The following is a 14,082-nucleotide window of genomic DNA, read 5'->3' on the forward strand; positions in this document are numbered from 1 at the left end:
TCATTTTCTGCTTTTACCGGCTGCAAGAAGAAGGACGCGAAAAAAGTGTCGTATGACGTTTTTCCATGTGGGCGTTTGCTTTGCAGCCGGAAATCAGGCTAGCGTTAGAAAGGCGGTTTTGATTTTTTATAGGCTTTTTGCATGCCCGAAGGTAAAAATGCGCGTGTCATACTTATTGACGAACCAACTTCTCAAGATTTCTTTCATGGCAAGGGTCATGAGCGAACGGCTCAAGCCTTAGCCGCGGCAATTAGAAATTTTGAATCAAACGACAGAGCAATAGGCCTCGATGGACCTTGGGGGAGTGGTAAATCTAGCGTCGTTGCGATAGCGCAGAAAGCACTGAATACTGTAAAAAGCACAACAACATTTCATTTTTTTACATTTGATATATGGAGTTCTCAAGGCTCTTCCTTTCGTCGCTCTTTTTTGGAGCATTTCGTTGGTTGGGCAAAGCAAAAATTTCCTAAAAAATCCGCGAAACTTGAGAAAATAGATAATGATATCCGCGGTAAAACAAAGGTAATAAATTCATCGAATAAATCTGTACTTGATTGGTATGGAATAATTATTCTTATGTTTATTCCAATTCTACCAATATACTATTTTTGGGCAAAGTCGTTCTACGATAAGGCGCTCGGGTTTCTGACTTTCATGTCATCGCCGCCGATGGTCCTTTTTTATGCATTTGTAAGTCTCACGCTTATTCGCGCTCTGTGGCGGCTTACATCCTACTTGAAGCGTGAGAATGATAGCGGTGAACGCAATTCGTCGAATAGAATTGGCCGACTGTTTCAGTTGGCGCTGTCCCAGACCTTGTTAATTAGCACAAAAAGCTACGAAGATCAGACCGTAACCGAGCACATTCGGGAAGTTGATCCCAACGACTTTGAATTTCAGGCAACCCTGAGGCGTATATTGGCGGTGATTCAAGATGACAAGAGTAAGATCGTGGTGGTTCTAGACAACATAGATCGCCTACCTAAAGACGAAATTGACGATTACTGGGCATTGGTCCGCTCTGTTTTCTCGCGTGGTGGCGCGACTGGCATGCCTAGGGCGGTGGAAACTATCAGGGCGATTGTGCCATACGACCGGCATTTAGTCGGGGCATCTAATTTGCCTGTCAGCGATGACAAAATCGGTACCGGGCTCCGTTCAATCAAGAGTCGAGAAATTTTTTCAAAGACTTTTGACGAAATACTGATAGTATCACCTCCCGTTATGTCAAACTCTCGTGAGTTTTTTCAAGAAAAAATACAAAAAGCGCTGCCAAATTTCAGAGATGAGGAAAGTCTAGTAAGGGTATATCTTATATTTAATCAAATTGTTATTAATGAAAATGGAAAAGTTACACCACGTCAAGTTCTATCATTTATAAATGAACTATCTGGTATATATGTATTACATGAAGGTTGTATAAATTTGCCAACCATTGCTGTTTTTATTGCCTACCAAGATGAACTGGAACTGAATCCGACGAAACTTACCGAAAAAGGATTTATATCCGATCGCCTCAGGACAATTGCTTCCGATGTGGAGTTGGAGCGAAATCTGGCTGCATTGATATTTAACGTTGAGCCTAACCTAGCGTTCCAGATTCTTTTGGATGACCAAATTCGTTCGGCTTCGATTGGCCCCACATCAGGGCCCCTAAGCAAGCTGGCTAGTTCGCCCGGATTTGATTTGCGGGTAGGAGATGTAATCGCCACGGGTGTCCGCGAATGGCAAGGGGCTGGTGATTTTGGCAAGGTCATAAGCAACTATTCTGCCCTTGCGGGAAACGCTGCTCTGGTGGTCACAGGACAGTATTTTGACGCGTTAGTCATGGCTTTTTTCAAAATGAATTTGATAAGCTCTACCGAGAGCGAATATCGCCCCTATCTAAAAATATTTGAAATTACCCGGCAAGCACAAATGGCCGAGGTAGCAGAGCATTTCATTTGGTGTGTCTTTAACCAGCTACGAGGCAAGCCCGATCATGAGATTAAAGATGGTCAGAATTTGGCCAAGGCTATACTGGCCGTTCAAGAGGCGATTTCGCGGGACGGAAGCTTCTCTCCGGATGTAAAATTTCTTCCTGAATTTCCAACGGAACTTCAGGTGACACCGATCGTGTTCGGGGTCGGACAAATGACATACCAAACAGCGGTCACGTTCAAATCACTAGGTATACAAACACTAGGTCTAGCGGAAGACAGCCCCTACTTGGCCGACTTAGCGGCAAAAGCTCCGCATGAATCGCTTGGGGCCCTTTCTGAGTTTCGGGATGCTGGCTTATTGGAACTCTCCCAATGGATACAAGTAGGTAACGCGCTACTGGAAAAACTAATTGAGGAAAATGGAGAAGGCCAACAAGTTTCTGCTCTATTGCTTATTCTCAAGGAAGTTTGGGTGACCACGGAAAATAGACGGTCGGAACTTAACGTAAAAGCCGCAGTGGATAATACAAATCTGCACAACAATCTCCATGCCGCGTTTAGCGACGGGATTTCGGAAATCGCGTTCGATGTTGCGCTCGTGATATTTGGTCAAGAGATGATTGCAAATGGATATGATGCCAGGAATTCCGATGAATATGGGAATGGCTATAAATGGTTTTCACAAATCATTTTTGGGCACACATCCGTTGCAGAAGGTACCTATTCAGATGTCGCCGATTTAGTTATCCGGTCGAATTTGAGCGGTCTTTGGACGGAAATGGGAGAAACGCGTCAACCGAATGACTTCTTGTCAGGCGTTGTACGACAGCTATACGTCGGTACTAAAGTCCCCATACTAACCTTTAATGTTTTTATCGCCTGTTATGATTATTTGCGGGCTGTGTTGGGGGGCGATATCTCTAAAGCAATCGAAAATCTGAGTGCTGGCGCCGCTTCAGAAAAATTCAAGTTTGTCAATTTTGAAAACCTTCCCCTATCGTTGATTTCGGATAGCTATCTGTATGGTGGTGTTGCCTGGCGCGGTCTGCACACACAAATGGATGACCTGTTAAACTGCGTGACAGATGCAAAATGGAGCGAAGAGCTAGATAGCCCCGGAGTCATTTCTCAGGTCCTAGGAGAAAAACTGCATTCCTCTGGATTTCAAATTGGGACAACAATATTTCGAGCGACTTTAGAGAACTTCGTTATCGATGTTCTTAACGGGAAAAAGCAGCCCGGCAGTTTCAACTACGACCTATTTTTCGATGCTGTGGATAAGAATTTCTATCCGGACATGTATCGCAAGATACGAGATGCCCTTACTACAGTCTCAGGGGAATCTTTATCCATAGCTCAGGCTCGGTTCCCCAAATTTTTGAATGCAGTCGTTTCAGGAGGTGATCGAATTTCGAAGGGCGAGAAGGACAGCATAATTCGGAATTTGCTAGCCCCTGCTTTGGAGGGCAGGAACACGCAGGTGCTAGATTATTTTGTGACTGTGGGAAGCTCGAAGGTACGCGATTATATTAAGGGCGCAAATGACAGCACTCAGAAGAGAATTGAAGGGGCTGAGACTGCTTTCCACAGGTCGCATGGAGACTACGATTATGCGCAGAGCATTGCAGACCTCCTTCATGGGAAGAGAAAGGCTCGTACGTTGCTTGGTAGTTTATTGGGTCTAGGAACTCGTGAAGATTTATAATTGCCGAGAGGAGAGGGAACAACGTCATTACCGTCGGACATCGACCAGCGTAACGTAACGATCCAGACCGTTGACTACGGTCCTTAGGACGGGATTTTCGGTGACAGCTTATTGCATCATTTCTGCTTCAGGCCAAATGGTCTTCAATCGCGCGTAGCGCAACGGCCCGGGCCGTCGCCTCCGGCTCTCCGGACGTCGATAGGCCCTCATGCGACACTGCATCACCGGATTGGTCGCTACTCAGCTCGTTCTCGCCGGTCTGATGGAGCGGACAGACTTACAGGGAAGAATTGAAGAGACGGGCCGCTCCGCAAGGCGTTAGTAAGGCTTTGAAAAATCTGTGTTAATCTACTAAATCTGCGTAATCTGTGGTCCACTACTCACACTGGTGTAGCCGGTGTCTTGGGTCGAGGTGACCCCTCCGGCGCTTCGCGCCACCTCCCCGTCGTCGCTTCGCTCGATAGGGAGGAGGGGGCAAGTTCGGCCAAGCAGCGCGGAGGTTACTTTCATGACAGCTTATCAATTGCGTTATCAATTGGTTCGACGTCTGCCAAATGCCGAAACGCGCCCACCTCTCGCCTTTTGACATCGACGGCGGCTATTATGTCCGTCTGTCTACGACCTTTTGAGTTCTGAGTCCCATGCCCAACCTGATTATCCTCGACGGCGGCACCGGTCGCGAACTGGCACGAATCGGCGCCCCCTTTGCCCAGCCGGAATGGTCAGCCCTGGCGCTGATCGAAGCGCCGCATTTCGTCACGCAGGTACACGATACCTACATTAACGCCGGCGCCGACGTCATTACCACCAACAGCTACGCCGTCGTGCCCTTCCATATCGGCGAGGACCGCTTCCAGGCGCGCGGCGCCGAACTGGCCGGGCTGGCCGGGCAACTGGCGCGCCAAGCCGCCGACAAAGCGGGACGCGCGGTGGTCGTGGCCGGTTCTTTGCCGCCGGTCTGCGGCTCCTATCGTGCCGACCTGTTTCGTTCCGAAGAAGCGCGCGGTATCCTCGATGTCTTGGTCGCTGCCTTGCGGCCCTTCATCGACCACTGGCAGGCTGAAACCCTGAGCGCCATCGCCGAAGCCGAGCTTATCCGTGACGTCATCGGCGTGGACGGCAAACCGCTATGGCTGTCCTTTACCTTGCAGGACGAGACGTTCGCCGACGTACCGCGCCTGCGTTCGGGCGAGACTGTTGAAGAGGCTGTCCGCGCCGCAGTGCGCCTGGGGGCCTCTGCCGTGCTGTTCAACTGCAGCCAGCCCGAGGTCATGCGTGATGCCGTGGCGGTGGCGAAGGCGACGCTCGGCGATAGTCCGCTCCGCGTCGGTGTCTATGCCAATGCCTTCCCGCCGCAGCGCGCCGATGCCGAAGCCAATTCGGGACTCGACGACATCCGTGCCGACCTGACGCCGGCCGGCTATGCCCGTTTCGCCCAGGTTTGGCGCGACGAAGGTGCGAGCATAATCGGCGGATGCTGCGGCATCGGACCCGAACACATTGCACGTCTACGTAAAGCCCTGGAGACACTTGCTTGACCGCCAAGGTAAAAAGGGGTCGCTGTTCTCACCGAAATCTTTGACAGAAATGTTTGTTATTTGCCCAGGCGCCAGACAAGGCCGATGAAGACGCGGCGGGTGCGGAAGTCGTCGACGCCCGTTTGGTGCACGGTGATCGTATCGCGCGTAAAGGTCTCGCGCGTGCCAGCCAGGATGTCCTGAGCGCGGATCACGAGGTTGATTTTTTTCGTCAGTTTGTGCGTCCAGGTAGCATTGATCTGTTCGGTACCGGAGCGCTGGCCCTGGCCGGTCAGGATGGCGCCATGGGCCTGAGCGTCGAGCGAAAAGGTTTCGCCGTCGTTCGGCTGGTACTCCAGATCGATCTGGCCGGTCCATGACGGACCGGATTGACGAGAGCCGGCATCGGCCTGGAGTTCGGCGTAGAACAGGTTGAGGTCGGCAGTATAGTCGAGCTTGCCCCATTTTCCCTTGGTCGAGATATCGACGCCGCCGGAGCGTCCGGCACCACTGTTACGTTTGGTCGTCAGCAGGACGTTGCCCGAGGTGAAATAGCTATAGTCGGTGACGGTGCGGGCGCTGGTGCGGTAGTAAAGCGTCGCCTCGTAGTCGTGGCCGCCGTCCGGCGAGGTGTAGGCATAGCCCGCTTCGAGCGAGGTGACGCGCTGCGGCTTCAGGCTGGGGTTGCCGGCGGTGACATTCTGGGCGTCGACATAGGTGATGAACGGGTCGAGGTCGCGCGGATCAGGGCGTTGCAGGCTGGTGGTGAAGCTGGCCTTGATACGGCGCTTCGTGTCGATATCGTAGCTGAGGTGGAGGCTCGGATTGAGGTTGGCGTACGTATGTGCGCTGTCCGCCATATCGGTATGCACGGTTTCCAGCCGCAGGCCGCCAAGCGCAGTCCACTTTCCTGCCGCCGCCTGGAAGGTGACATAGGCAGCTGTAACGTTCTGGTCGACGACAAATCGGTTGGAGGCGTCGGCGCGCGGTGTTTCGGTTCCGGTGGCAGGATCAATGGCGGCACTGTAGTTGACAAAACGGTCGGTCTGGTGCTGAGCGTCGAAGCCCGCCGAGATTTGTGTCGTTTCGCCCAACGGCCGGACATAGTCGCCGTTGACGCCCACGATCTTACGGCCTGAGCGGCTGAGGATGCGGTCCATCGTGTCGGGCTGGACTGGCCAGGTGAAGAGGTTGGCGTAGGATTTGTCGCGCGTGGCATCGCTTTCGCTGAAGCGCGCCCCGAACTTGAGTTCGCCGCCGTCCTTCTGCCGCCGGTCGAAATTGGCGTTGAGGGCGCTGTCGATTTGGCCGCCCGGACCTTGTGACCGACGGTCGTAGGCGTCGGTAAGCGTGCCGGAGGCGGCGTAGTCGCGGTGGAATTCGTCGAGATTGTTGGCCGAATGGCGTGAGGCGTAGCTGCCTGACAGGCTGATCGTGTCGCGGTCATCGGCGTCGTAGTCGATGCCGAACGACGCACTGCGGCTGGCGCGGCGTGGGAAACCCGACGACGTTTGCGTGCTGCGGCCGGTGGCGGCACCGAATGCGTCGAGCCAGGTTACGTCCGAGGCTGTGGCGCGCGGTCCGCCGTCGTGGCGCACGCCGACGGTGGCGTTGAGCGACAGCCGGCCGCGCGAATAGCTGCCCGACAGACCCGAATTATAGATGGCGTCGCGACTGACATTGGCCTTAAAGGCAGCGTGGCTGCCGGGCTTGCGGTCTTTCTTCAGCACGATGTTGATGATGCCGCCACCGTTGGCGTTATAGGCGGCCGACGGGTTGGTGATGACCTCGACGCTGGCGATATCGGCGCCGTTCATAGATTGCAGGGTCACGGCGCGGCTGTCGCCCTGCATCATGGCCGACGGTTTGCCGTTGACATAGACCTCGACATTGGAACTGCCGCGGAGGGAGACGTTGCCGTCGGGCGTGACCGAGACCGACGGCACGGTTTTCAGCACGTCGGCGGCAGAGCCCGAGGTGGCGGCCGGGTTCCCCTCCTGGTTATAGACGGTGCGGTCGATCTTTTTGACGATTTTGGGGGCCTTGCCCTGGACGATGACGACTGTGGAGTCTTGTGTGGAGTCTGGGGCGGTCTGGGGTTGCGTTTGGGCCTGGGCGGGAGAGGCGATGGCGAAGATGACGAGAAAGGCGGCCGTGGGTCGTTTCATGATGGTCGCCCCAAGAGGATATGCGGCATGTGTCGTGTATGTGTGACGCATGTCGCATGTGGAGGCCATCCGTGTCAACAGTTATGAGGGTTGCGAGTGCGGGGCTAAGGCTTTCCTGCAATGGTTTCTCTTTCCCATACTGGCCAATATCCAACTACAATGGACTTTGTTATTTGGGTGGCTGAGGGAAAATCGAGAAATCCGGCATCGGCGGGTACAGTCATCCCTGGCAGTTCAGTCCCCCCGATTCTATCAGCGTCATATAGGGCTTGCCGGGACGCAACTGCGCCACAAGCGCATCGACCTGGTGGAAATGATCCAGCATCGCCCAGGCGATTTCGGCGCTTCCGGCATTGGCGCCGTCGTTTTCCGGCTCGGACGTGCTCTTAAGAAAGCCAATCACATCAGGAAGCAAGGACGCAGCGCTATCACCCATCCGGCAAGCTGCTCTGAGGGCCGAAAGGCGCAGGTAATCCTGACGCGAATGGTCCGGCGTCTCGACGGTTTCTGGTGTAATCAGGCCTCTCAGGGTTGGCAAGACCTCGTCCGGGGGCAGCAAATTCATGTGCTCAACAAGGCTGGGATAGAAGCGCCTGCGATAGGGGTTGTCTGCCAGCTGGCGGTACAGGGGAAGATGCGTCCGGAGGCTGTCATCGTCGAGCGCGGCCAATCCAGCTGCGAGGTCGCCAAGCCGGTCAGATCCGGCATTGAGCAGATCGTCATGGTCCCCGCCTTGCCGAGCGAGTAATTGACGCTCTTCGTCGTTTCCTAAACGCTGGATGCTGCCGTTCGGCAACACCTTATAAGGAAAGGCGTTCAGCTCGGTAAGAAGGGGACCCGCCAGGATGGGGCCTGCCTGGGGATTGGCTCTGACAATGTCTTCCAGGTCGCGCAGTTGAACGGTGACCCGCCGGTCGGCGATCAGCCGGGCCATCAGCCGCGCATCCTGAGGCTCAAGCGTATTGCGCCCTTTGGCCTTGAGCGCCGCCAGGTAGTCGCGGACGATATTCCAGTTCGGACTGATGAAATCCAGATCGGAATTATCCAGCGCATTTGTCACCGCTTCGCGATAGTCGACCTGGGCGACGGGCACCTCCGCCAGTTTCAGGGCAAGGTCGCTGCGGACGTGATCGAGCAGACGGGTCGGTTCACTTGATTTTTCAATGTCGAAACTGGCGGAGTCGAAACTCGCCCCTGGCGCCAGTACAGGCAGGTAGGCGTAGTGCGATATCGTGTGGCGGTAAATGACCTTTCGTCCCGTCGTCGCGGTGCCATAGACCGTCAGCTGACTCGCGTTGAAGCGTGTGTCGCGCATTGGTGATTTTTTGTCGTAGATGTCCTCATCCTCATAACTGAACACGAAGATGGCGCTGGCCGTGTCGAGATTGACCGGTGTTTCGATCAGGCATTGACCGGCCGCGATATTTTGATCCGCGGCCGTGTCGGCGCTGGCGCCCTTCCGGTCACCGGCGGTATTGGGATAGGCCTGCAGCGTATCGGTGTGCAATGTGCCCGGACAGGTTTTTCGCTTTTCAACATGGTAGGCGCGTGCCCAGACGACATAGGGTCGGCCGGCATTGCCCTCACCGCGCCAGAGTCGTGGCGGGTCTGTATCCGTCACCCCGGACATAAATTTGTCCAGGCGGTCGCAGGATTGGACCTGGTCCCATTCACTGTGCGTGAAGTCGAGCCTTTTGATCTTGCCGTCATGATAGTCCTGGCGTGCTTGCCGTAAAGCGGCGCAATCCGACTGCGGAGCCCGTATGGCAAAGCCTGAAATGACCGTTTTGGCTTCGCCTGAGTAAAGCAGACGCAGGCAATAGCCGCCGCAGGCTGGCTGGCGCACGCGTTGTCCGTCCTGCCCCTGATAATCAACTTCGAGGAATGCCGGAAGGGTCAAGTCGGGTTTGAGCTGCAATGACATGTCGGTGGCAGCGGCCTGACGAGCGCGGTCTTCCAGTGCGGTCCTGCGCGGATTATCGAGCGGGCTGGAACAGGCGGCGACACTCATGACGACGCACGCCATCGCGAGCAGTTGGAAGAAGCGGTAAAATCTGGCCATAAGCTCTACTAGCAGGATAGATTTTATTTTTGGTTGCGTATTCCAACTCTCCGCCTTGAGGGGTCACTACAAGCGACTGCCCCGCCGCCGCGCTCAATCCGCCGCGGCGAAGTGGGCCATCTGGTCGGCATGGGCCTTCTTGAACGCAGGGCGCGCCGTGACCCGCGTCACATAGGCTTCCGTCGCCGGTCGATCGCCGAAAGCACGCACCTTGGCCACGCGCAGAACATCGGCCATCAGCAGGTCGGCAACGGTGAAGCGGTCGGCGGCCAGCCATGCCTGCTTCTTGAAGATGGTTTCCATGTGGCCGAGGCGGCTTTCGAGCCAGCCGGTCAGATGGTTGTCCGCAGCGCCGGTCACTTCCAGGAACCACCAGGGCACGGAAACCATCTCGATCGAGTTGAGCGCGGAGACCGTCCATTGCAGGGTTTGGGCTTCTCCGACGGGATCGCGCGGCATCAGGTTTTCGCTTTTCCGGGCGAGATGCAGCAGGATCGCGCCGCTTTCGAAGATCGAGATATCGCCGTCACGCAGCCACGGCACCTGGCCGAAGGGCTGGTGGGCAAGATGATCGGCGCCGCGCGGTTCGAACGGCACGCTTTCGACGCGGTAGGGCAGGCCGGCCTCCTCACACGCCCAGCGTACCCTGAGGTCGCGCACAAAGCCGCGCGGCATATCGGGCACCCAGTCATAGGTCGTCAGGATCAAAGGGCTCATCAGGCAGCTCCAAGGAAAACAGGCAATTTATCGAGAAAGCCAAGCCAGCCCTGCTCATGGCTTTCGCGCGCGTCTTCGGGCAGTTGAGCGTGGATCAGCGTCAGTTCGGTGCCGCCGTCCAACGGCTCCAGCAAAAACGTCACCAGGGACTCGCGTTCCGGCATGCCATGCCATTCCCAGGTAAAGACCAGCTTCCGGTCGGGAACGACTTCCCGGTAAACTCCGGTCGGATTGTGCTCATCGCCGTTCAGCAGGCGGAAGACGATGCTGAAACGGCCGCCGGGCCGCACGTCGGCTTCGGCGCGAAGCGTCGGTCCGGCGTCGGGGCCCCACCATTGGACCATCTGTGCCGGATCCGTCAGCGCCGCGAAAACCCGGGCCGGCGAGGCCTTGATCCGGCGCACGAGGGTCACGCTGGCAAGGGTTGTGGTCATTGTTCGTCATCCTCTTCCACAAGTGTCACAAGGCGATCGAGGCTTACCGTCCACAGGCTTTCGTACCGTTCCAGCCACGCCATGGCCTCGCGCATCGGCGCGACCGACAAATGAACCGCCACGGTGCGGCCGGTCTTGCTCCGCGTGATCAATCCGGCATCCGCCAGTACATCCAGATGCTTGGTCAGGCCCGGCAGCTTGAGCGAAAACGGACGCGCCAGTTCGCTCACCGACAGGCCAGGCTGTTCCTTCAGCCGCAGCAGAACGCCACGCCGGGTGGGATCGGCCAGCGCAAAGAAGGTGCGGTCCATATCCGATGCCGAAAGCTTCGCCATGTAGCGAAGTATTGCCTATGTGATGGACGAAGTCAACCGCTCAGGCTTGGGCTTCAGCAGGCCCACAATCAGGGCGACAACCAGTTGGATCGGACCGGGCAGACCCGTCAGCGCGCCGCTGCCGGCAATAACCGCGGACACAAGATCGACCTCCCAGATCGCACGCATATTGCCCGCGCCTTCGGGGTTGATGAGCGCGTTGGCCCGCAGATATTCATGATAATAATGCAGGGCATGAAGGCTTTCGCGGACGAAGACCAGCAGGCCGGCGGCATAGAGCGGCATTAGGAGGAGCAGCCACTTTCCCGAACGGCCGGCGTCATGCAGGCGGCGGACATACAATGAAATTTGCGGCATCAACAGGATGGCGCGGATCGGCACCACGAACAGCAGGGGCAGAAAGTTGGGCCAGATGCGGGTCAGGCCGAGCCCTATCGCCAGCAAGGCGATCGATAAGGCGAAGTGCAGTAAAAACCCTCGCCAGAACGCCGCGCGGCCGATACATCCCGTCATTGGCGCGCGCAAAAAGTCGCCGATAGCCCCCATGATTCCCCTCACAAACATTGCGCCCCGACCTATGAATACAACGGATTGTGGCAAAATTCCAGTGGTTGAAAGTATCAATTCATAACTGATTAGCTATGAATTTTGACACGCCAACGCCACCTCCCGGCCATTTTTCATGACAGGGAGGTGGAGTCGGTTTGAAGTTTGATCAGGTCTTGAGTTCGGGCGGGACCTGGCCGCCGCTTTCGGCCAGCTTTTGCATGACCGCCTTGTGCAGCCACACATTCATTGTCGCCGAGTCGTTGGTGTCACCCGTGTAGCCCAGTTCGCGGGCCAGTTCCTTGCGGTGTTCCAGGCTGGAATCCATGCCGCACAGTTTCATCAGGTCGACGATCGATTGACGCCAGTTCAGGGTCTGGCTGTTGTGTGCCGCCTGGCTGTCGAGAATGGCCGCGACATTGACCTGGGCCTGGCTCGGGGGCTTGTCCATGACGATGCTGGCCGTTGCTGGGGCGGCAGCGGGCGCGACGGGTGCCGTGGCGTGCGGTTGTGGCGCCGGCGCGGCATTGTGCGCGGCGTCGTGCTTGCCGAAAATAAAGTCTTTGATGCTGCTGAAGATACCCATGGAAGCCTCCATCTGCCGGAAATGGCGGGGCTGGATTACGCCCGGCGGTGTAAGGAAGCGATGGGAAAAAAGTCTTTCAGCTCAAGCGCCCAACGAAAATCGGCGGGCCGGCAGGCCGCGCACGGAAAACTCCGTATGGTAGATGTGGCCCGCCGCCTGCGATGAGTCATCGTTCTTCAGGCTGGTCAGGAACAGGGTCGACAGGTCCGCGCCGCCGAAACACGGCATGCTGGGTAGTTTGAACGGCAAGGCCAGCGAGTAGAGCAACCGACCGGACGGGGAAACGCGGTTCAGCCTGCCCGCGTCGAGGCCGGCGAACCAGTAACAGCCCTCGGCGTCCACGGTCGCGCCGTCGGGCCGGCCGGAATGGGCCGTACAGGTAAAGAAACGTCGCCGATCGGACAGGGCACCCGTCCTGGTGTTAAACCTCCAGCGATCGATCCAGCCGCCGCGGCTGTCGGACAGGTACATACGCTTGCCGTCCGGGCTCCAGTCGAGGCCGTTGCCTGTGCGCAGGCCCGTGACATGGGTGGTCGTACCCGACGACGTGACGCGCATCAGGTAGCCCGTCGGCGCGCGTTCGGGATTTTCGTCCATGACTGTCATCCAGAAGGCGCCGTCGGGACCGGGCTTGCCGTCATTGGGGCGGTGGTGGTCGGGCAGCCGAAAGTCAACAATGCGGACCGGGGGCGTGTGAATATTGCCCAGTCGCCACAGCCCCGTCTTGTCGGCGACGATCAGGTCGCCCGCCGTATCGAGGCCGCAGCAGGCGGGCACCTCCGCCCAGGGCCAATGGCGGCGCAGGTTGACGCGGACGTCCCACGAATGGACCTGGCGCGCCCTGTGGTCGACCCAGTAGAAGACCTGCTGACGATCGTCCCAGACCGGGCTTTCGCCACCTTCGAAGACCTCCAGGTCGAGGGCCCAGAATTGTGACATCAGCCCTTCTTGGGTGTGTGTTCCGCGTGGCCGCCGAAGCCGAAGCGCATGGCCGACAGGATCTTTTCGCCGAAGGTCGATTCGACCCGCGAGCGGTAGCGGGCGAATAGCGAGGCCGTCAGCACGTGGGCCGAGACCTTTTCTTCCATGGCGGCCTCGATGGTCCACTGGCCTTCGCCGCTATCCGAGACCTGGCTGCTGAAACCGTCGAGCTGGTCATCTTTGGCCAGGGCCGAGGCCGTCAGGTCGAGCAGCCACGAACTGACCACGCTGCCGCGGCGCCACACCTCGGCGATATCGACCAGGTTGAGGTCGAAGCGCTGGTCTTCGGGCAGGACGGCCGAGTTCTTGGCCTTCAGGATGTCGAAGCCTTCGGCATAGGCCTGCATCAGGCCGTATTCGATGCCGTTGTGGACCATCTTGACGAAGTGGCCTGCACCAGCCGGGCCAGCGTGGATATAGCCGTTTTCGGCACGCATATCGCGGTTGACGCGTTCTTTCGTGCGCGGAATGGCGCCCATGCCCGGTGCTAGGGCCGAGAAGATGGGGTCGAGGTGGCGGACAACGGCTTCGTCGCCGCCGATCATCATGCAGTAGCCGCGTTCCAGCCCCCAGACGCCGCCGGAGGTGCCGACATCGATATAGTGGACCGGCTTGCTGGCGAGAACGCGGGCGCGGCGGATGTCGTCCTTATAGTAGGTGTTGCCACCGTCGATAATGACGTCGCCGGGATTGGCCAGGTCACCCAGGGCGCGAATTGTGTCTTCGGTCGGTTTGCCGGCCGGCAGCATGATCCACATGACAGCCTGGATCGGTGGCTTGTGGGTAAAGCTGAGCAGGGCGCGCTTGGGTTCGGCGCACTTGGCGTGAAAATCCTCGAGATTGTTGGCGGCAATGGCGCCGTCGCGCGCCAGATCCTTGATTGCTGCCGTATTTGCGTCGAAAACGACGACCTCGTGGCCAGCGCGCATCAAACGCCGCGCGATGTTGCCGCCCATGCGGCCAAGCCCAACCATACCCAGTTTCATAAATGTCCCGCCGTTGCCTGCCGCCTATGTACCACGGCGAGCCTTTCAGGCAAAGATTTAGCGGTTGCGAGATGTGAGTCCAGCCAGCACATCAGACTCACGAAGTTTTTGGGGTCGGGCCGT

At 57.3% G+C, this 14,082-nt stretch carries 11 protein-coding genes; 2 read left to right on the forward strand and 9 right to left on the reverse strand.

What is annotated here, in order from left to right; translation table 11 throughout:
- Nucleotides 1-141 precede the first annotated feature (141 nt).
- Both AC1DXO_RS05675 and AC1DXO_RS05680 read left to right on the forward strand, forming a co-directional pair.
- Nucleotides 142-3,627, forward strand: a complete 3,486-nt coding sequence (locus AC1DXO_RS05675) for a P-loop NTPase fold protein (RefSeq protein WP_476977125.1) — start codon at nt 142-144, stop codon at nt 3,625-3,627.
- A gap of 641 nt (nt 3,628-4,268) precedes the next feature.
- The gene (locus AC1DXO_RS05680) at nt 4,269-5,165 is read left to right on the forward strand and encodes a homocysteine S-methyltransferase family protein (protein WP_476977126.1); all 897 of its coding nucleotides are present in this window, start codon (nt 4,269-4,271) and stop codon (nt 5,163-5,165) included.
- A gap of 56 nt (nt 5,166-5,221) precedes the next feature.
- Here the strand turns inward: AC1DXO_RS05680 and AC1DXO_RS05685 are convergent, their stop codons facing one another.
- The 9 genes from AC1DXO_RS05685 to gnd all read right to left on the reverse strand — a co-directional run bounded on the left by AC1DXO_RS05685 (nt 5,222) and on the right by gnd (nt 13,959).
- Nucleotides 5,222-7,312, reverse strand: a complete 2,091-nt coding sequence (locus AC1DXO_RS05685; RefSeq protein ID WP_476977127.1) for a TonB-dependent receptor — start codon at nt 7,310-7,312, stop codon at nt 5,222-5,224.
- Between the two features lie 220 nt (nt 7,313-7,532).
- Nucleotides 7,533-9,374, reverse strand: coding sequence for a hypothetical protein (locus tag AC1DXO_RS05690; RefSeq protein WP_476977128.1), 1,842 nt, complete (start codon nt 9,372-9,374; stop codon nt 7,533-7,535).
- Between the two features lie 93 nt (nt 9,375-9,467).
- Complete coding sequence (locus AC1DXO_RS05695; protein WP_476977129.1) at nt 9,468-10,091, reverse strand: glutathione S-transferase family protein; 624 nt, start codon at nt 10,089-10,091, stop codon at nt 9,468-9,470.
- Nucleotides 10,091-10,525, reverse strand: a complete 435-nt coding sequence (locus AC1DXO_RS05700; RefSeq protein WP_476977130.1) for an SRPBCC family protein — start codon at nt 10,523-10,525, stop codon at nt 10,091-10,093. The genes AC1DXO_RS05695 and AC1DXO_RS05700 overlap by 1 nt, the downstream gene beginning before the upstream one ends.
- The gene (locus AC1DXO_RS05705) at nt 10,522-10,860 is read right to left on the reverse strand and encodes an ArsR/SmtB family transcription factor (protein WP_476977131.1); all 339 of its coding nucleotides are present in this window, start codon (nt 10,858-10,860) and stop codon (nt 10,522-10,524) included. The genes AC1DXO_RS05700 and AC1DXO_RS05705 overlap by 4 nt, the downstream gene beginning before the upstream one ends.
- A gap of 15 nt (nt 10,861-10,875) precedes the next feature.
- Nucleotides 10,876-11,406, reverse strand: a complete 531-nt coding sequence (locus tag AC1DXO_RS05710) for a DUF805 domain-containing protein (RefSeq protein ID WP_476977132.1) — start codon at nt 11,404-11,406, stop codon at nt 10,876-10,878.
- Nucleotides 11,407-11,575: 169 nt separating this feature from the next.
- Nucleotides 11,576-11,992, reverse strand: coding sequence for a DUF3597 domain-containing protein (locus tag AC1DXO_RS05715; protein ID WP_476977133.1), 417 nt, complete (start codon nt 11,990-11,992; stop codon nt 11,576-11,578).
- 81 nt (nt 11,993-12,073) lie between these two features.
- Nucleotides 12,074-12,931 carry an SMP-30/gluconolactonase/LRE family protein gene (locus tag AC1DXO_RS05720; protein WP_476977134.1) on the reverse strand — a complete coding sequence of 286 codons (858 nt, stop codon included), beginning with the start codon at nt 12,929-12,931 and terminating at the stop codon, nt 12,074-12,076.
- Nucleotides 12,931-13,959 (reverse strand): phosphogluconate dehydrogenase (NAD(+)-dependent, decarboxylating), encoded by a 1,029-nt coding sequence (gnd, locus tag AC1DXO_RS05725; RefSeq protein ID WP_476977135.1) that lies wholly within the window; start codon nt 13,957-13,959, stop codon nt 12,931-12,933. Before gnd ends, AC1DXO_RS05720 begins: the two co-directional genes overlap by 1 nt.
- Nucleotides 13,960-14,082: the final 123 nt, after the last annotated feature.

The sequence above is a fragment of the Asticcacaulis sp. P2_C5 genome (assembly GCF_056404555.1).

Coding starts and splice junctions, on each gene's coding strand:
- AC1DXO_RS05685 (WP_476977127.1), bottom strand. CDS start 7,312: ATGAAACGACCCACGGCCGCCTTTCTCGTCATCTTCGCCATCGCCTCT.
- AC1DXO_RS05675 (WP_476977125.1), top strand. CDS start 142: ATGCCCGAAGGTAAAAATGCGCGTGTCATACTTATTGACGAACCAACT.
- AC1DXO_RS05715 (WP_476977133.1), bottom strand. CDS start 11,992: ATGGGTATCTTCAGCAGCATCAAAGACTTTATTTTCGGCAAGCACGAC.
- AC1DXO_RS05720 (WP_476977134.1), bottom strand. CDS start 12,931: ATGTCACAATTCTGGGCCCTCGACCTGGAGGTCTTCGAAGGTGGCGAA.
- AC1DXO_RS05705 (WP_476977131.1), bottom strand. CDS start 10,860: ATGGCGAAGCTTTCGGCATCGGATATGGACCGCACCTTCTTTGCGCTG.
- AC1DXO_RS05690 (WP_476977128.1), bottom strand. CDS start 9,374: ATGGCCAGATTTTACCGCTTCTTCCAACTGCTCGCGATGGCGTGCGTC.
- AC1DXO_RS05680 (WP_476977126.1), top strand. CDS start 4,269: ATGCCCAACCTGATTATCCTCGACGGCGGCACCGGTCGCGAACTGGCA.
- AC1DXO_RS05710 (WP_476977132.1), bottom strand. CDS start 11,406: ATGGGGGCTATCGGCGACTTTTTGCGCGCGCCAATGACGGGATGTATC.
- AC1DXO_RS05700 (WP_476977130.1), bottom strand. CDS start 10,525: ATGACCACAACCCTTGCCAGCGTGACCCTCGTGCGCCGGATCAAGGCC.
- AC1DXO_RS05695 (WP_476977129.1), bottom strand. CDS start 10,091: ATGAGCCCTTTGATCCTGACGACCTATGACTGGGTGCCCGATATGCCG.
- gnd (WP_476977135.1), bottom strand. CDS start 13,959: ATGAAACTGGGTATGGTTGGGCTTGGCCGCATGGGCGGCAACATCGCG.